The 19,417-nt window shown below is 36.6% G+C and carries 16 protein-coding genes; 12 read left to right on the top strand and 4 right to left on the bottom strand.

Annotated features, from left to right (window positions below; translation table 11 throughout):
- The first annotated feature begins 182 nt into the window (after window positions 1-182).
- From CLV62_RS08445 to CLV62_RS08495, 11 genes are all read left to right on the top strand, one after another.
- Window positions 183-1,136: an N-acetylornithine carbamoyltransferase gene (locus CLV62_RS08445; protein ID WP_110310345.1), complete on the top strand. Its 954-nt coding sequence runs from the start codon at window positions 183-185 to the stop codon at window positions 1,134-1,136.
- Between the two features lie 36 nt (window positions 1,137-1,172).
- Entirely contained in the window at window positions 1,173-3,224 is a 2,052-nt protein-coding gene (locus tag CLV62_RS08450; protein ID WP_110310346.1) for a M13 family metallopeptidase, read from the top strand.
- A gap of 215 nt (window positions 3,225-3,439) precedes the next feature.
- A complete protein-coding gene (locus tag CLV62_RS08455; RefSeq protein WP_146212721.1) occupies window positions 3,440-3,766 on the top strand; it encodes a hypothetical protein in 327 nt (108 codons plus the stop codon).
- Between the two features lie 313 nt (window positions 3,767-4,079).
- On the top strand, window positions 4,080-5,450 hold the full coding sequence (locus tag CLV62_RS08460) for a Na(+)-translocating NADH-quinone reductase subunit A (protein ID WP_110310348.1): 1,371 nt from the start codon (window positions 4,080-4,082) through the stop codon (window positions 5,448-5,450).
- A gap of 340 nt (window positions 5,451-5,790) precedes the next feature.
- Window positions 5,791-7,026, top strand: a complete 1,236-nt coding sequence (locus CLV62_RS08465; RefSeq protein WP_110310349.1) for an NADH:ubiquinone reductase (Na(+)-transporting) subunit B — start codon at window positions 5,791-5,793, stop codon at window positions 7,024-7,026.
- Window positions 7,023-7,730 (top strand): NADH:ubiquinone reductase (Na(+)-transporting) subunit C, encoded by a 708-nt coding sequence (nqrC, locus tag CLV62_RS08470; RefSeq protein ID WP_110310350.1) that lies wholly within the window; start codon window positions 7,023-7,025, stop codon window positions 7,728-7,730. The genes CLV62_RS08465 and nqrC overlap by 4 nt, the downstream gene beginning before the upstream one ends.
- Before the next feature lies 1 nt (window position 7,731).
- A complete protein-coding gene (locus tag CLV62_RS08475; protein ID WP_110310351.1) occupies window positions 7,732-8,364 on the top strand; it encodes an NADH:ubiquinone reductase (Na(+)-transporting) subunit D in 633 nt (210 codons plus the stop codon).
- Between the two features lie 70 nt (window positions 8,365-8,434).
- Window positions 8,435-9,052, top strand: a complete 618-nt coding sequence (gene nqrE / locus CLV62_RS08480) for an NADH:ubiquinone reductase (Na(+)-transporting) subunit E (protein WP_110310352.1) — start codon at window positions 8,435-8,437, stop codon at window positions 9,050-9,052.
- A gap of 33 nt (window positions 9,053-9,085) precedes the next feature.
- Window positions 9,086-9,520, top strand: a complete 435-nt coding sequence (locus CLV62_RS08485; protein ID WP_110310353.1) for a hypothetical protein — start codon at window positions 9,086-9,088, stop codon at window positions 9,518-9,520.
- Window positions 9,521-9,568: 48 nt separating this feature from the next.
- Window positions 9,569-10,828, top strand: a complete 1,260-nt coding sequence (nqrF, locus tag CLV62_RS08490; protein WP_394337197.1) for an NADH:ubiquinone reductase (Na(+)-transporting) subunit F — start codon at window positions 9,569-9,571, stop codon at window positions 10,826-10,828.
- Window positions 10,829-11,023: 195 nt separating this feature from the next.
- Window positions 11,024-11,431, top strand: a complete 408-nt coding sequence (locus CLV62_RS08495) for a DUF3836 domain-containing protein (protein ID WP_110310355.1) — start codon at window positions 11,024-11,026, stop codon at window positions 11,429-11,431.
- 67 nt (window positions 11,432-11,498) lie between these two features.
- Here the strand turns inward: CLV62_RS08495 and CLV62_RS08500 are convergent, their stop codons facing one another.
- The 4 genes from CLV62_RS08500 to CLV62_RS08515 all read right to left on the bottom strand — a co-directional run bounded on the left by CLV62_RS08500 (window position 11,499) and on the right by CLV62_RS08515 (window position 18,803).
- Complete coding sequence (locus CLV62_RS08500) at window positions 11,499-13,409, bottom strand: RecQ family ATP-dependent DNA helicase (RefSeq protein WP_110310356.1); 1,911 nt, start codon at window positions 13,407-13,409, stop codon at window positions 11,499-11,501.
- A gap of 18 nt (window positions 13,410-13,427) precedes the next feature.
- Window positions 13,428-14,243 (bottom strand): MBL fold metallo-hydrolase, encoded by an 816-nt coding sequence (locus tag CLV62_RS08505; protein WP_110310357.1) that lies wholly within the window; start codon window positions 14,241-14,243, stop codon window positions 13,428-13,430.
- A gap of 110 nt (window positions 14,244-14,353) precedes the next feature.
- Window positions 14,354-16,075 (bottom strand): single-stranded-DNA-specific exonuclease RecJ, encoded by a 1,722-nt coding sequence (gene recJ, locus CLV62_RS08510; protein ID WP_110310358.1) that lies wholly within the window; start codon window positions 16,073-16,075, stop codon window positions 14,354-14,356.
- Between the two features lie 316 nt (window positions 16,076-16,391).
- Window positions 16,392-18,803, bottom strand: a complete 2,412-nt coding sequence (locus tag CLV62_RS08515) for a TonB-dependent receptor (RefSeq protein ID WP_110310359.1) — start codon at window positions 18,801-18,803, stop codon at window positions 16,392-16,394.
- Window positions 18,804-19,152: 349 nt separating this feature from the next.
- Here CLV62_RS08515 and CLV62_RS08520 point away from each other — a divergent pair, with 349 nt between their 5' ends.
- The gene (locus tag CLV62_RS08520) at window positions 19,153-19,380 is read left to right on the top strand and encodes a 4Fe-4S dicluster domain-containing protein (protein ID WP_050709788.1); all 228 of its coding nucleotides are present in this window, start codon (window positions 19,153-19,155) and stop codon (window positions 19,378-19,380) included.
- The last annotated feature ends 37 nt before the right edge of the window (window positions 19,381-19,417 follow it).

Consider the following 19,417-nt stretch of genomic DNA (forward strand, 5'->3'; position numbering starts at 1 on the left):
GTTTTGAGAAAATAAAGATTCAATTTCAATGTTTTTTTCTTGCAACCGGTTTGATAGATTTCTTCTGTTTTCCGCAAAATTGATAGATAATAACCGTTTTGTGTTTTTAATTATTATTACCTTTGATTTTTGAAAGTTTTTAGGGTGATTTTATAACATATATTATATATACATTTTGTTCTATGAAAACGTACACAAATGTCAAAGATTTAGGGGATTTAAATGCTGCTATTCAGGAAGCATTAGAAGTTAAAAAAAACAGATTCGGATATAAACATCTGGGTGAAAATAAAACCCTTTTGATGGTTTTTTTCAACTCTAGCTTGCGTACACGTTTGAGTACACAAAAGGCTGGAATGAATCTTGGTATGAATACAATGGTACTGGATATAAATCAAGGAGCATGGAAGCTGGAAACCGAAAGAGGTGTTATAATGGATGGTGACAAGACCGAACATTTGTTGGAAGCAATTCCAGTGATGGGCTGTTATTGCGACATTATAGGAGTACGTGCTTTTGCTCAATTCGAGAACAAGCAGGACGATTATGAGGAAAAGATATTGAATCAGTTTATCAAATATTCGGGACGCCCTGTTTTCAGTATGGAAGCAGCCACAGGACATCCTTTGCAGGCTTTTGCCGATTTGATAACTATTGAAGAATATAAAAAGACTGCACGTCCTAAAGTTGTATTGACTTGGGCACCTCACCCAAAAGCATTACCACAGGCTGTACCCAATTCTTTTGCTGATTTTATGAATGAGGCTGATGTTGATTTTGTGATTACTCATCCCGAAGGATACGAATTAGACCCCAAGTTTGTGCGTGGTGCGAAAGTTGAGTATGATCAGGATAAAGCTTTGGCTGGCGCCGACTTTGTATATGCAAAGAACTGGGCTGCTTATACAGATCCTAACTATGGACAGATATTAAGTAAAGACAGGGCATGGACAGTATCCACCGAGAAAATGGCTTTAACTAATAACGCCTACTTTATGCATTGTTTGCCTGTACGTCGTAATATGATTGTTACTGATGATGTTATCGAAAGTCCACAATCAATAGTAGTTCAAGAAGCAGCCAATCGTGAAATCTCAGCGCAGACCGTTATTAAACGTATGTTAGAAAGTTTATAAAGACTGTTTTAAGAATAAATATTAAATATAATAAAGATGAATAGATTGTATTATTATTTACCGGTAGCTATTCTGGCCGCAGCAACTACGGTTGGTTGTAAACAGAAAGCTAACGCAGAAGAGGTGGTGCTTATGGTAGAAGGATTAAAGATTGAGAATTTGGATACTACAGCTAATCCCGGTAGTAATTTCTATCGTTTCGCAACAGGCGGATGGTCTGATGCCAATCCTATACCCGACGAATACTCTCGTTATGGTTCGTTTGATCAGTTGAGAGAAAATAATCAGAAGCAAATAAAAGATTTGATTATTGAACTGGGTAAAACTGAAAATAAGCAGGGATCTACCGCTCAAAAGATCGGAGATTTGTATAAGCTGGGTATGGATAGCGTGAAGTTGAATACCGATGGTGGAACTCCTGTTCTGGAGCAGTTAGCAACTATTAATGCAGCTTCTACGGTAGAAGATATTATTGTTCTTTCGGGCAAAATCAGACACTATACATCAGCTCCGTTCTTTGGCTTTTATGTGGGAGCCGATGATATGAATAGCTCGATGAACATAGCTCATATCTACCAAAGTGGTTTGGGATTGGGCGAACGTGAGTATTACTTGGCTACCGATCCAACATCGAAGTCTTTACGTGAAGGTTATATTAAACTGATGGAAACTCAGTTTAAACATGCAGGTTATACAGAGGCTGATGCTAAGGCGGCCGCCACAGCTGTCATGAAAATAGAAACAGCATTGGCTAAATCTCATTTCGAGAAGGAAAAAACACGTGTTCCCGAACTTAACTATCATAAAATGCAGGTTAGTAGCCTTAATGATTCGATAGCTAAATTTAAATGGGATGAATTTTTTACAGCTGTAGGTGCAAAAGATTTGAAGGAATTGAATGTTTCTCAAAAAGAGCCTATTATTGCGGCTGTAAAACTGATCCAATCTACACCTGTAAAAGATTCTAAAGCATATCTTTCGTGGTGTTTAATTAATGCTGCTTCTAAATATCTGGATGATGAGTTTGTAAATGCGAATTTTGAATTCTATGGTAAAGAAATGAGCGGAAGTAAAGTAATACAACCCCGTTGGAAAAGAACTGTAAATACAATAAACGAATCTCTTGGAGAAGAAGTAGGGCAATTGTATGTTGAAAAATATTTTCCTCCAAAGGCTAAAGAACGTATGCTCGATCTTGTGAAGAACCTTAAAGAATCGTTGAGCGAACGTATCAACAATTTGGAATGGATGAGTAAAGAAACTAAAGCTAAGGCTCAGGAAAAACTGGGAACGTTTATCGTGAAGATTGGTTACCCTGACAAATGGAGAGATGTTTCGGCTTTAGATATTAAAGATGATAACTACTGGGCAAATATAGTCCGTGCATCTAATTTCGAGTTCGATTTTATGTTAAGTAAGTTAGGTAAACCTGTTGACCGTTCAGAGTGGTTAATGTCGCCTCAAACAGTGAATGCTTATTATAATCCTACTACGAACGAAATTTGTTTCCCTGCAGGTATCTTACAACCTCCATTCTTTTATATGGATGCTGATGATGCTGTTAACTATGGTGCGATTGGTGTGGTTATTGGTCACGAAATGACTCATGGTTTTGATGATCAGGGTCGTAAATATGATAAGAACGGTAATATGACCGACTGGTGGACTCCCGAAGATGCCAAGAAATTTGAGGAGAGAGCCAAAGTCTTGGCAGATCATTTCAGTAATATTGTAGTGTTAGACGATTTACATGCTAATGGACAGTTTACTTTAGGTGAAAATATTGCCGATCAAGGAGGCATACAAGTTTCTTATTATGCCTTTATGAAAACCAAACAAGGGCAGTCAGGCGAAAAGATTGACGGATTTACTCCTCAACAACGTTTCTTCCTAGCCTATGCCAATCTATGGGCGGGTAATATCAGAGATGCTGAAATCAGACGCTTAACTAAAATAGACCCTCATGCTTTAGGTAAATGGCGTGTAGATGGTGCTTTGCCTCATGTGGAAGCTTGGTATAAAGCGTTTAATATTACAGATAAAGATTCTCTTTATTTGCCTCTTGAAAAGCGTTCTTCTATTTGGTAATAGTATAATTTATTCAATATATAAGTATCTCCCATGAGTTAATTTTCATGGGAGATTTTTTTTGCTCTTAATAACTCAAATAGACTCATTTCTGAAAAAATAACATTTTTTTTGCTAGAAATTCAATAAGTATTTTTAGATTTGTAGGCTATGTTTTTGGAAATATATAGCGTCAGTACACACTAATTGATTAATAATAACCATTTTATATATTTATGAAGAAATTGCTATTTTCAATGTTTTTAATCGGTATGTTGGGGCTTCAAGTATCTTATGCTCAGAATAAAAATTCTGCAGATCCTACAATTCAGTCCAAGATAGAAAAGTTAAAAGCACAGGAAGCTAAGGAGATTGAGAAATCAAAAACAAAAGCTTTAAAAAATTCGGAAAAGGCACATAGAGATGCAGATAAGCGAGCTCAGAAAGAAGCCGACAGAATAAGAAAAGAAGGTGAGAAAAGAGCTGCAAAATATCATGATGATTCAGAAAAAGAGATAGCTAGCCTAAGAAGAAAAACGGCAAGTAAAATAGCTGCTTTGTGACCATCGGATTAACTTCCTATTAGTGAAGTTTAAAACAATATATAAAAGGATTGACTATTTTAGTCAATCCTTTTTTTGTAGACTGAAGTTTCTAGTGATTGACTTTCAGTTCTCGAAAAAAAAAATTATATTTGTAATAATAGCTTTCCTTATTATATAGATAAAATATATTGTATTTCTTAAAAGAATACTATATAAAGGGCAGTCACCTATTTATTGTCGCATTTCGAATAAAGGCATCAGGCTTGATATCGTTTATGTAATATTAATAAATAACGAGATATCTTACAAAACCGTTTGACATAAGTATTATATGCCAAAATATATTAAAATAAAGAAAGGTCTGAATATTCCGATAGAAGGTAGTGCACCTGAAGTTTTTATGGGTCATATAAAGCCATCTATCCTCCGAATTATACCTGAAGATTTTCCCGGTCTTATTCCTAAAGTAGATGTTAAAGTTGGAGATCACGTGAAGGCAGGTACACCTTTAATGCACGATAAAAGGAATGATCAATTAGTATTTGTATCCCCTGTGAGTGGTATCGTGGTATCGATCACACGAGGCGAAAAACGAAAACTTCTGGATATCACTATAGAAGCAGATAAAGAGATTCAACAGGAAGTTTTGGATACTGCTCTGATAGAGGATAATACAGCAGATGGAATAAGAACGAAACTATTGAAAGCCGGACTTTGGCCTTTTATCAAGCAACGTCCCTATGATATAATTGCAGACCCCAATGTCTCTCCCCGTGATATATTTATTACCGGATTTTCTTCTGCCCCCTTGGCTCCTTCATATGATTTTATAATAGAAAACGAACTTCAGGCTTTCCAAAAAGGTATTGAAGCTTTGTCTGAACTGACTTCCGGAACAATGTATATGGGAATTAGTCCCGGTACTAAATCGGTAGCTTTACTTGATGCGAAGAATGTTGAGATTTGTGAATTTGAAGGACCTCATCCTGCCGGAAATACCGGAGTCCAAATCAATGCAATAAAACCTGTAAATAAAGGTGAAACAGTCTGGACTATTACCGCACCCGATGTGTTGATAATTGGTCGTTTTCTACTAAAGGGATATGTTGATTTTACTCGTCTTGTGGCATACACAGGTTCGGAAACTGTAAAGAAAGGATATTATTCTGTAGTAATTGGTTCCAAACTCGATCGGCTATTTGAAGCTAATGTTACAAGAGGTGATAACTTGCGTTATATATCGGGTAATGTGTTAACAGGTACGCAGATTGATAAGGAGGGATCGCTTCGTTTTTATGATTCACAAATTACAGTGATTCCCGAGGGGGATGATAAGCACGATTTTGTGGGTTGGGCTTCTGTCGGATTAAATAAAAAATACAGTGCAGGAGGTACTTACTTATCTAAGTTAGTGAGTTTATTGAAGCCTGATAAGAAATATCGTTTAGATGCCCGTTTGATGGGCGGTCGTCGTGCCATAATTATGTCTAATGAGTATGATAAAGTATTCCCGATGGATATTCTTCCGGAGCAACTGATAAAGGCTACAATAACATACAATGTAGATAAGATGGAACAACTTGGTATATATGAAGTTGCTCCCGAAGATTTTGCATTGTGCGAATTTGTTGATACTTCAAAACTCGAAATCCAGAAGGAGATTAGAGAAGGACTTCTCAAATTGAAGAAAGAAATGGAATGAAGTTTTTATGTTTCATATTAAGAGTCTATTTAAATTTTACCGAACTATTTTTATTATGGAATGCTGTCATTGTTCTTTGCTACTTTTTTAAGCTCTTTTGAGCCTCTTTTTCACTTATTCCTCTTGATTCAGCCCGCTGAATCTGCTAGTAATAAGTGAAAAATAGATCTCAAAATAAGTCTTGAAAAAAGAAAGCAATAAAATTTAAACAGACTCTAAGTAATTCGAACTATTTAATGCGATGATTTATCAGCACAACTATCTCCGGTTATTATGTTTGCCAAAGGAATAAAAAGGTCTGCGACCTTAGTTGAAAGTTTTATAAAAAATAGATATAACATTGAAGTCACTAAGAAATCAACTGGATAATAGAATAAAACCTCATTTCGAAAAAGGTGGTAAGTTCGAAAAATTGCATTCATTATATGATGCAGTAGATACATTTTTGTATGTACCGAATACTACCTCTAAAAGTGGAGTGCATATACATGATGCCTCTGATACGAAGCGAACCATGTCATTGGTTATTCTGGCTTTAATTCCTGCGTTATTGTTCGGAATGTATAATGTCGGTTACCAACATTATCAGGCAATAGGCGAAGTTCCTGTTTTCTGGAACTGTTTTCTGTTCGGTTTATTGGCAATTCTACCTAAAATAGTTGTGTCATATGTGGTAGGATTGGGTATTGAGATTATTATAGCACAGATTAAAGGACACGAAGTACAGGAGGGGTTTCTGGTGTCGGGTATGTTGATTCCTATGATCGTACCTGTTGATCTTCCTCTATGGATGCTTGCCGTTGCTACAGCTTTTGCCGTTGTATTTGCTAAAGAAGTTTTTGGAGGAACAGGTTATAATATATTTAATGTAGCCTTGGTAGCAAGGGCATTTTTGTTTTTTGCATACCCATCTAAAATGACAGGAGAACATGTATTCGTTCGTGCTGAAAATAGCTTTGGAGTGGGAGATGCAAATATGGTGGATGGTATTACACAAACGGTAGACGCTTTTTCGGGAGCTACTCCCTTATCACAAATAGAAACTGCCACAGGAAACAGTGTCACATTGGTTGACGTTACGGGGCATGTACTTACTTATTGGGATATGTTTTTGGGGCTTATTCCCGGATCGATAGGTGAAACATCCAAATTAGCCATTCTGATAGGCGCAATTATTATGATCTTATTTGGCGTTGCCAGCTGGAAAACAATGGTGTCAGTTTTTATTGGAGGAATGGCAACAGCTCTTCTTATTAATCAGTTTGCTGTAAATGCGGTGATGCAGATAACTCCTTTGGAACATATTCTGTTGGGAGGCTTTGCTTTTGGTGCTGTTTTTATGGCTACCGATCCTGTTACGTCTGCTCGCACCGAATCAGGAAAATGGGTCTATGGATTCCTTATCGGAGTGATAGCTGTTTTGATCCGTGTCTTTAATCCCGGTTATCCGGAAGGGATGATGTTGGCTATACTATTTATGAATGCTTTTGCTCCTCTGATCGATTATGTGGTAGTCGGGAAAAATATTAAACGCAGAATGAGGCGGGCAACTCAAAAAAATGATAAAAGTGTATGAATAGAGACAGTAATAAATATACGATACTATTTGCAAGCGTGATGGTTATTCTTGTAGCTGTTGTTCTTTCGATAGTTCACGTATCATTAAAAGGTATTCAGCAGAAGAATGCCGATGTTGATAAAATGTCGCAAATATTACGTTCTATTAATATAAATACAAAAGGAACCGAATCTGAACGAAAGTTCAAAGAACTGATTCCGGATATGTATATGATTGATTTGGATGGAAATATTATCCCGGATTCTCAGCAAGATGCATTTAATGCCGATTTGAAAGTTGAGATGGACAAGCCTCGAAATGAACGCAGGTATCCTGTATATGTGGCAAGCTTAGATGGTAAAATCTTATACATATTGGCTTTAAGAGGTTCAGGATTGTGGGGTGCTATGTGGGGATATATTGCCGTACATGAAGATGGTAATACAGTGTATGGTGCCGACTTCGATCATGAATCTGAGACTCCCGGATTGGGGGCTGAAGTTGCTCACGACTGGTTTAGTGACGAATTTGTAGGTAAAGAGCTTTATAAAGGCGGTGTATTTAAATCAATAGCAATTGTAAAACCCGGTAAAAGTGTTTCGGACAGAGATTATGTCGATGGTATATCAGGTGGAACAATTACCAGTCATGGTATAGATAATATGCTCTATAATACATTGGAAGGTTATAGTAAGTTTTTGGAAAATTTAAAGAAGAACTAGAATGAGTCAGCTATTATCAGATAAAACAAGGGCTATATTATTAGGCCCTTTAAATAAGAAAAATCCAATTCTGGTACAGGTATTAGGAGTTTGCTCTACATTGGCTGTGACTACCAAGCTGGAGGCTTCGATAATGATGGGTGTTTGTGTAACTATTGTGGTTGCTTTTGCTAATTTATTCTTGTCCCTATTACGTAACCTTATTCCCGATAAGATTCGCATAATAGTGCAAATGGTTATAGCAGCAGCTTTGGTGACATTAGTGAGTGAATTGCTTAAAGCGTATGCATTTGACGTAAATAAACAATTATCGGTATTTATAAGCCTTATTCTTACCAATTGTATTTTGATGGGGCGTTTAGAAGCTTTTGCTTTAGGTAACGGACCTGTTGCTTCATTTTTAGATGGTATTGGTAATGGTTTAGGGTATGCCGTAGTATTGTTTATAGTTGGATTTATCCGGGAATTATTAGGATCGGGAACGTTGCTGGGATTCGAGATTATACCTCAATCATTCTATAATATAGGCTATATGGATAATGGGTTTATGATATTACCTCCTATGGCTTTAATAGTTGTTGCTGTATTGATCTGGATACAACGATCTCGCAATAAAGATTTACAGGAAGGCTAAACTAGATACAGTCTGAATAGAAGGTTTGAAACCTTAAATATGATTATCAGAAAAAAAGAACTGAACGATTATGCAAGAGGCTATTAATATATTTATTCGATCTATTTTTATTGAGAATATGATATTCGCATACTTTTTAGGTATGTGTACATTTCTCGCTATCTCAAAGAATGTAAAAACAGCTATAGGACTTGGTATTGCAGTAATATTTCTACTGACAATAACTGTTCCCATTAATTATTTGTTGGAAAATTATTTACTGAAACCGGGTGCTTTGCAATGGTTGGGTGATAGTTTCAAAGATGTTGACTTGAGTATGTTGACATTACTGGTCTTTATTGCAGTATTGGCATCGGTTACACAAATATTAGCTCTGCTTATCGAGAAATATAGTCCGTCCTTATACGCAACTTTAGGAATATTTCTACCTCTGTTGGCTGTAAATTGTGCCATATTTGGAGGATCTCTATTTATGCAGCAGAAAGAATTTCCCAATATCGGTTATGCTACCGTATACGGTTTAGGATCGGGTGTCGGTTGGTTTTTGGCTATCGTAGGCTTAGCTGCTATACGGGAAAGGCTCGAATATTCGGATATTCCGAAACCTTTGAGGGGTTTAGGAATCACTTTCATTATAACAGCACTGATGGGAATAGCTTTTATGAGTTTCTCGGGTATCAAACTTTAAGTTCTTAGACTTTTACATAATTTACTTAACGATATGAAACTAATTAAATACAATGACGGGATAGTTTCTTTTAAATTGCCAGCCAATTGGAAAGAAGAATATTACGATGACGGAAATGCTGCTTTTTACAGAGAAGATTCCGATTCGGGAACATTAAGGTTGAGTGTTCTGTCTACTGAATTAAAAGAGGAGTATAACGAAAGTGTAAAACTGTCGTCCGACTCGGGTATGTACGTCGAGGAAGGTTTTCCATTGGAAGAAGATGTTAAACTGACAAATGAAGGGGGCGATGATATTCTGGTTTATTCTTGGGAGGTAATAGTCCCAGTAGATTCAAAAGGGCGAAGAATTATTTTGTTCTCATATACCATACCTGCTTTTAAAGAGGGAGATCCGGAAACTAGTCTGGAGTTAAATTTTATACGAAATACAATTCTTGAAGCTAGTTATTCAAAAGAAGGAAATTGAATAATAAATGAGGTATCAGACCTTAAAAGATAAAAGTGAAAATTTATGATGTTTTTGATGTCTTCAAGTATGTTGACAGTAATCTCTAGTGTAGTTGCATTTTTGATTCTGACTTTACTTTTTGTTATTGCCATTCTTTATTCTAAGGCGAAGTTACTTCCTTCGGGAAATGTCAGTGTATTGGTAAACGGAGAGAAAGAGTTTAAGAGTCCAATCGGTACATCAGTACTTAGTGCTTTGCAATCGCAGCAAATTTATTTGTCTTCGGCTTGCGGAGGTGGAGGTACATGTGGTGAATGCCGATGTAGAGTGATAGAGGGTGGAGGAGAAATACTCCCTACCGAGGTGGGCTTTTTTTCTCGGAAACAGCAAAAAGAGCATTGGCGATTAGGTTGCCAAACAAAGATAAAAGCTGATATGCAAGTTGAAATACCTGCTGAAGTTTTCGGAGTGAAAGAGTGGGAGTGTGAGGTAGTATCTAATAATAATGTAGCCTCTTTCATCAAAGAATTTGTAGTAAGATTGCCTGAAGGCGAACATCTTGATTTTAAACCGGGTTCATATATTCAAATTAATATACCTAAGTATAAGTTTAGTTTTACTGAATTTATTATTGAAGATCGCTTTAAATCTGAATGGGATAAATTTAAGATGTGGGATTTGGGAATAGTCAATACCGAAGAGACCATGCGGGCTTATTCGATGGCTAACTATCCGGCAGAAGGTGATATTGTAATGCTTAATATTCGTATAGCCACTCCGCCTTTCGATCGGTCTATAGGTGGCTGGAAACAAGGAATAAAACCGGGTATAGGATCTTCCTATATTTTCGGACTTAAACCGGGTGATAAAGTGAGTGTATCGGGGCCTTATGGCGATTTTCATATTCTGGATACTAAAAACGAGATGCTGTATATAGGTGGAGGTGCGGGTATGGCACCACTTCGTTCGCAGTTGCTACATTTATTTAATACACTCAAAACTACTGATAGGCAAATATCGTATTGGTATGGTGCCCGTTCAAAGAATGAGATTTTCTATGAAGAAGATTTCCGTCAAATAGAAAAAGAATACCCAAACTTTACTTTCAATATAGCTCTTTCCGAACCTTTACCTGAAGATAACTGGACAGGCTACATAGGATTTATACATCAGGTAATATACGATAACTATCTGAAAGACCATGATGCTCCGGAGGATATCGAATACTACATGTGTGGACCGGGACCAATGGCTAATTCGGTCAAGAAGATGTTAGACGATTTGGGTGTTCCTCCTGAGATGTTGTTGTTTGATGACTTCGGTTGAAAAATATATATATATTCTATTTTATCAAAAAGATCGCAGATGTCATTATGATATCTGTGATCTTTTTGTTTACAAACATGTTTAATAGCATGTTTACTAATATTTGTATCATAATGATATTTTTAGTCCGAAATATTGCTTAAATTTGAATTATGATAATGAAATAAACAATTAATCATTAAAAAAAATATCATTATGAAAGTAAATGTTTTTACTTCAGTTGTTGTTGCTCTGCTTTTGTTTGCAACTAATTCTAGCGTGGTAAAGGCAGATTCGGATGCAGTATTGTATCATAATGTTGAAAAAACAGAAAATGTAGTTTCAACTACTTATTTTAAAGGAGATGTCAAGAACAATAATCTTGTACCTTTCAAAAAGAAAGTAAACACATTAAATGAACAAGGGGCATTCGTGTCTAAGATTACTTATATATGGAATGAATCGAGTAAGAATTGGACTCCTTCCAATATGATGGTTTACACATACGATGGTACTAAGGTAATGAGTGTAGCTCGTTATGCTTGGAACGAAAGTGCTAAAGCATGGGGTAATCCTGAAAAGGCATCTTATAGCTATAATGAAGATGGAACTTCAGTACAATAAGCGATCTTTTCACAAATTCCAGATACATAAGTAGTAATGTTGAAAGAGTAAATGTCTTTACAGATATTTACTCTTTCTTTTTATTGATCTTAATATAATCATTCTGTATTAAAAAAGATTCCTGATCGAGGTGGAAACGAATAACATGGATGATGTCTTCTTCTTTATATTCTGATATTTCGCTTGTCAGATCATCAATAGAATAATCTTTTTCACAGATGAGTTTTTTTATCTTATCAGAAATATCATTGAATTTATAATTACTGATTCCTGTATCGGATTTTGCGAGACATACGTCACAGTGTCCGCAATCGGAGCTCTTTTTTTCTCCAAAATATGTTAGTAGCATCCTGCTACGGCATATATCGTTTCTTTCAGCATAATCGGTTATGGCTATAATTCGTTTTTCGAATCTCTTTCTCCTTACTTCGTAGACACTTTGGGGAATTACAAAATATTTTATGGAAATCCTGGGCTGTTTATAAATTATGAAAGGAGTTTTCTTGAAAGGTATATATTCTATTATCCGTTTTTTAGCCAGTATTTTTAGCATGTGGTATACTTCGGTTCTGCTCTTTTGAAGATGGAAGGCTATTGTTGCTTCATTTATAGTAACATAGTCTGCGAATATGCCGGTATACAGTCTTAATACTATGCTTATAAGATGCTCGTATTCTTTAGTGAATTCGTATTTATATAGTTCGTCTCTATAAATGGTGAAAATTATTCTCGACTGGTTGTCTGTATCATCAGTATATTCGATATATCCTGATAATTCGATAATCTTCAGCGCATTGTGTGTGGGTATAAGAGGGTACTTGTATGTAGAGCAGAATTTTTGTAAGCTGAAATCATAAGTCGAATTATGTCCGAAACCTTCAGCTATCTGAAAGAAATAGGCTAATGACTCATATACTGCAATGACGAAGTCACGTTCGGGGAATTCATCGCTAATACGTTTCTTTAATTTAGTACTGTCTGTTTTTGAATATAGGATAACTGCATAGGCCTTTTTTTCGTCTCTGCCTGCCCGCCCTGCTTCCTGATAATATTCTTCTATTGAATTAGGTAAGTCTGTATGAACCACTACTCGCACATCAGGCTTGTCAATCCCCATTCCGAAAGCATTTGTAGATACAATAATTCGACATTCGTTATCTTTCCATGCATTTTGCTTGCGTGTTTTATCATCGCTGCTTAATCCTGCATGATAAAAATCGGCTGAAAGCCCGTGCTGTATCAATTCGGTTGCAATTTCCTTTGTCTTTAATCGACTGCGCACATATACTATAGCGCTACCTTGAATCTTTGACAAGATCCTGACTAAAGATTCGGTTTTATTATCACTTTCCCGAACGATGTAGGAGAGATTTTTTCTTTCGAAACTTTTTCTGAAGACATTTTTTTCTTTAAATCCCAGAATGTTTTGAATATCATCTGTCACCTCAAGAGTAGCGGTTGCGGTAAGTGCCAGTACGGGGACATTGGGGAGCTCCTTCCTTATATCGGCGATATTCATGTAAGAAGGACGGAAGTCGTACCCCCATTGCGATATACAATGAGATTCGTCAATAGCCAGAAGGCACACATTCATACTTCGAAGCTTAGCCTGAAATAATTGTGTACCGAGGCGTTCGGGTGAAATGTAGAGAAATTTGTAATCTCCCAAGATGGCATTATCCAGAGTAATCAATATCTCATTGTGAGACATTCCTGAGTAAATAGACAATGCTCTTATGCCTTTTTCTTTCAGATTGTCAACCTGATCTTTCATCAGGGCAATAAGGGGGGTGATTACAAGGCAGATACCGTCCATAGCCAAAGCCGGAACCTGAAAAGTGATAGACTTTCCGCCTCCGGTAGGCATTAGACCTAGAGTGTCTTTCCCTGAAAAGACAGATTTGATAATATCTTCCTGTAAAGGTCTGAATTCTGAATATCTCCAGTATTCATGAAGTATTTTATGAAAAATATTCAATTCTGTTTTCAGAATATTTTAGAGGTTCGACATTGAACGCACTAATAACTTTGCTTTATTGTTTTCCTTTTCTAAAGCCTTAATGATTTTTTTGTCATTAAACTCTGAAAAGTGATAAGGGTAAAGGTATACAGGCGATACTTTTTGAGCAGCATCTATAAACATATCGTCGGTCATTGTATAAGGCGTATTTTTAGGAAGGAAAGCGATGTACGCACCTTTCAGTTGTTCCATCTCCGGAATGTTTTCTGTATCTCCTGCTATATATACTTTTTCGCTTCCTAAAGTTAATACATAACCATTGCCTCTTCCTTTTGGATGATAATATTCGCCATTATCTTTTTTATTTTCAATATTATATGCGGGAACGGCTTGGATATCAATTTTTTCGAAAATTGTTTTATCTCCATTGTTAAGAACTTCACCATAACCGATTGAGTCTGCACATACTTTTGATACTATAAAACGGGTTTTAGCTTGTCTTATCTGCTCAATAGCTCCTAAATCCAAATGGTCGGAATGTTCGTGAGTCAATAGAATTAAATCAGCTTTAGGTAACTTCGAATAATCTGCAACTTTTGAATATGGATCTACGTGTATTATTTTTCCATTAATTTCAAGCATGAGAGATGCATGTCCCACTAAAGTAACATTCAGTTCTCCCAATTTGGTGATGTAACTATCGGATGTCAACGGTTGTGATGGGGATTCTTTCATATCACTATTATCGCTGGAAGCGCTATTGTTAATAACCTCTACTTTTCTATCACTATTGCAAGCAGTTCCGATAGATAGTAGAGCTGCTGCCGTAAAAAACACAATTAAACCTCTCATATATTGACTATCATTTTTGTAAATAAGTAATATTAAATATGTATTACTTTAGATTATAATTAAAACTATCTCTTGTTTTTATTCCTAAATCAATTTTAAGGTCTTAGACCTTAAAATTGTCCTTTATCAATATCCTTTATGTATAATTGAGTGTTAGTTTTTCCGTTATGAATGTTTTCTTCCAATGTATAGCAAATGTCATAGAGACCTTTTTTGATCATACTAAAACTATTGCTTTGCCTGAAAGCGATGCCATGCATGGGAGTGTTGAGTGACGAATCTACCATGTCTAATTTGATATGGAGAGAATCTTTACCTACTAATTTGCTGTTTCCATAATCAGCAACGTCTTTTGAGACAAAGATCGGATTAAGATTTTCCGGGCCGAACGGTGCAAATTTATCCAAATCGGAAACAAATTTATTATTGATATCGATAAAATTTAATTCAGCATTAATATCAATCTGAGGACGCATCATTTCAGGAGCAATAAGTTCTACAGACATTGCTTCGAAACGGCGTCTGAATTCAGATAAATTTTCTTCCTTCAACGAAAGCCCTGCTGCATAGGTATGCCCTCCAAAGTTTTCGAGTATATCTTTACATGCCTCAATGGCTTTATATACATCAAAGCCCATAACTGATCTGGCAGAGCCTGTAACTAAGTTGTTCGATTTAGTCAGAACAACTGCCGGGCGGTAATATTTCTCGGTAAGCCTCGATGCTACGATTCCTATTACACCTTTGTGCCAATCTTTATTGAATATAACTATGCTGTTAATCTTAGTTATATCAAGTTCCGATTCTATAAAGTTGATCGCTTCTTCTGTAATACGCTTATCCAGTTCGCGGCGATTTGCATTATAATGGTCTATATTTTCACTCTTTAGTTTTGCATCGAGTGCTGTATTCGATAAAAGCAGATCAACCGCTTCCTTTCCGTTCATCATGCGCCCCGAGGCATTAATACGAGGACCTATTTTAAATACAATATCACTTACGGTGATCGATTTGTCATTTAGTCCGCAAATATCGATGATGCCTTGTAATCCCATACTGGGACTGGAGTTGAGTTGCTTTAATCCGTAATAAGTCAGGATTCGGTTTTCACCTGTAAGGGGTACAATATCAGATGCTACGCTTACAGCAACTAAATCGAGAAGGTCGAGTAACTCCGAAAAGTCAATTTTGTTATTCTGAGCTAAAGCTTGTGCCAACTTAAAACCGACTCCACAGCCTGATAAATGTTCGTAAGGGTAGATCGAGTCTACTCGTTTTGCATCTACAACAGCTACAGCATCGGGCAATGTTTCATCAGGCATGTGATGGTCACAGATGATGAAATCAATCCCTTTACTTTTTGCATATTTTACTTTTTCGATGGCTTTTATACCACAATCAAGAGCAATAATCAGTTTTACATCTGTTTCGGCTGCATAATCTATTCCCTGCTCCGATATTCCGTATCCTTCATCATATCTGTCGGGGATATAATAATCGAGATTGGTTGTAAACTTTCTTAAGAACTTGTAGACTAATGCCACTGCTGTGGTTCCGTCTACATCATAATCACCGTATACCAAAATGCGTTCTTTCTGTCCTAAAGCATTCTCGATTCTATCGATAGCTTTATCCATATCGGGCAAGAGAAAAGGATCGTGAAGATCTTTTAAACTTGGATGGAAGAATTTTTGAGCTTGCTCAACGGAGTTGATCCCGCGTTGAATAAGTAGTTGACACAGAGCCGGATGCATACCCAACTGAGTTGATAGCTCATCTCTTATTTCTGTCTCTTTTGGTGTAAGTGGTTTGTAATTCCATTTGTAAATCATTATATATTGTTTTTTTCTTTTCTCTGTCGGGGTAGAAGCTTTGTTATGCCTCTAATGCTCTTTGTATCAGTGATTATTTATATATAATATTATAGCTGACACATTTAGGTATATCTCGTAAAGATACTATTTATATATAACACTGAATAGTGATTTTGTGTTTTTGTTGTTGAAAAAAAAATGAGAATTCCAAGATTTATTGATTAATAATTCTTTATAAGGCTGCAAACCTTATTGTAATTTTGCGGGCTGAAAAAACAGAGATAGCTCTAATTATAGTCTAAGGTAATAACCTACGTAAGGTTACCTGTACGGATCAGAAATCAGCTACAATTTTAAAATTTAGTTGGCGTCCCGTTAAGTAATTGGGTACTGCAAATTGCTGGTTAAATACATTGGTAATCCAGTAGTATGAATTTGTATTGCTTATTGCAAAGAGGTTAAATATATCAGCACCAAACCAAATGTTTTTGAATGATCCTAAAAATGTGTTGTTGTTTCTTATTTTAAAATCCTCCCCTAAGGCTTGCCATGCAAAGCCGATATCGACTCTGCGATAGGCCGGAGTTCGGAAGAATCCTTTTTCGAAAAATTCGGCATTAGGCGATGCTTGTGGTAGTCCTTGAGATAAGTGACCTCTGAGGTTCATTGTCAGGCGTTCTATTCCGGGGAAATAGTCTTGAAAAAACAAGGATATATTATAACCCTGATCGGTAGGCAGTGGTGCTTTTATACCGTTTACGGTTTGTTGGGTTTTCATTAAAGAGAAGCTTATCCAACTATCCGAGCCTTTTACAAACTCGCCGAATAGTTTCATGTCCCATCCCATTGCATATCCTGTTCCCGAGTTTTCTCCCGAATATCTGATCTTGACGTTATCAACGGTATATGGAACCAAGTCGGATAATTTCTTATAATACACTTCGCTTGTAAATTTAAAAGGGCGATCCATTGTTTTGAATTTATAATCGCCTCCTACTATGAAGTGTATTGATTTCTGAGATTTTATGTCTTTATTGAGAACAACCACTGAGTTTTGCCCTGTGGTTACTATCTTCTGATATTCGCGATAGAAAGGTGCCTGATAATAAATACCTGTCGCAAAACGTAAAGTAATATCTCTCTTGGTGTCGGGTATCAGTGCTATGGATGCACGGGGACTAATAATAGTTTCGTCATTAAACGTCCAATGGCTGGCTCTTATACCTGCATTGATATATATAATATTATCTCCCGAAGTGAATTGATAGGTATCCTGTAAAAATCCGGCATATCGGTTGCTGTTTATTATATTATCCGATCTCAGATTGGAATATACACTTACTTTGTCTCCAAGGTTGGGTAGGGAGTGACCTGCCGAATCGCGAACACTCCATTCTTTTATCTGATCGTCTATTTTTTCTTGTTGAATAGTTATTCCCCAACGTAGAGCGTGTTTTCCAAATTTAAATGAGCCAAGATGGCGGATATTCGATACATCTATATTCAGATTGTTGCGTGCATGTTCCAAATACGAACCGACACCTAATAGGTTACCGTTTTCACCTTCCATTCCGTTGGACGAAAGACCAAGATCAGTTAGTCTATATTCTCCGCTTATATCATAACGTTCGTATTCTCTTGAAGCGAAAGCCGATCCCATAAATTCTATTTCGAGATTATCGGTTAGCTTACCTTTCATACTCAATGCCCCGAAGTAAGTCAGGAATTTATCATTCTCCTGACCATCAAAATAAACAGTGAAGTTTTTTGCATTGGCAGCCGAGCCAAATCGTGTCTGACGGCTTTGAGGTATAAATTTATAGACGTTGCTGGATACATTGCCTAAAAAGCTGACTTCCCATTTCGGAGATAATCCGAGAGTCATATAAGTTTGTGCATCTACAAATGTGGGATCGTATTCTGCGCTTGTATCTAAAGTGCCGAGTAAGGCCCGTGTTGTTTTGTATCTGAATCCGGTTATCTGGGTAAAGCGTCCGCTGGAACTTCCGACATAAGCATTTGCACCCAATAAACTCCCTGCAACAGAAGCTTCGAAGGTTTGTGGTCTTTTGTATGTAATATCAAGGGCAGAAGCCATCCTGTCACCATAGGCAGCTTCGAAACCTCCTGTTGAGAATTTTACTTCTTTAGCCATGTTCGGATTTATGAAACTAAGTCCTTCCTGTTGCCCCGAACGGATCAGGAGCGGTCTGTAGATTTCTATTCCGTTTACATATACAATATTTTCATCATAATTACCCCCGCGAACCGAGTACTGAGAACTCATCTCATTTGTATTGCTTACGCCCGGTCCTAAAGCGAGTATAGACTCGATACTTCCTCCTGTGGGATCGGCCAATAGATTAGTCTTTCCTATTTCTATTTTTCCCATAGTAGTTGTTTGGCCTTTTTCTCCAAGGATAGTTACCTCTTCTAATACGGTTTCCCGCATCATCATATTGAGAGTCATGTTTCCGATGACTTTAGCAATCTGTTTTTTCGATGTTTGATAGCCTACCCTCGAAAATACAATGATAATGGAGTCTCCCATCGGTACGGATATCTGGTACTTCCCCTGATTGTTAGTGAAAACACCCAATGAAGAGCCTTGCAGCGATACACTGACAAAATCTACAGGGCTATTGTCGAAATTGGTAACAGTACCACTTATCTTAGCCTGCTGAGCTGATAGATTGAAAGTGAATAGAAGAAAAGCTAAGATTGTGTATATCGGATGTTTAATCATATTCTGCTTGGAATGAATTTCTGGAAATCTCTGTGAAAATAGATTCAATAATGCTCAAAGTTAATTTATATTTTAGAATTTATACAAGGACGAAGGAGCAGATTACCTGTTGTGGATGAAAAAGTTTATTTTATTAATACTTTCTTATCAAAATTATCTATTGGCAATATGCTTGTGTATCTTGTTTTTAAGTGTAATCGGATAATGCCTTCTTAACATTCTGTTGACAATTTTATGGATAAAAAAGAATGGAATGTGATAATAAGCTATAACTTTGTATCCATTCAACTGACCGGAAAACGAAATGTGGAATTATCAAAAGTAAATTGACAACTATCTATAATAAGATATGGCAAAAGTAAAAGGAACAGTAGTGGTCGACGTCGAACGATGTAAAGGCTGCGATCTCTGTGTTGTATCCTGTCCTTGTGACGTGCTTGAATTGCAGGCTCGCGAGGTAAACGAAAAAGGATATCATTACGTATTTATGAAAAATGAGGATGCATGCATCGGATGTGCCAATTGTGGCTATGTTTGTCCTGATGGATGTTTAACCGTATATAGACAAAAAGGCTAATTTCTTAGGAATATTAGTCTTTTGTAGTATATTAACT

This window comes from Indolivaga alginatilytica (assembly GCF_003201355.1).
GTDB lineage: Bacteria > Bacteroidota > Bacteroidia > Bacteroidales > Dysgonomonadaceae > Dysgonomonas_A > Dysgonomonas_A alginatilytica.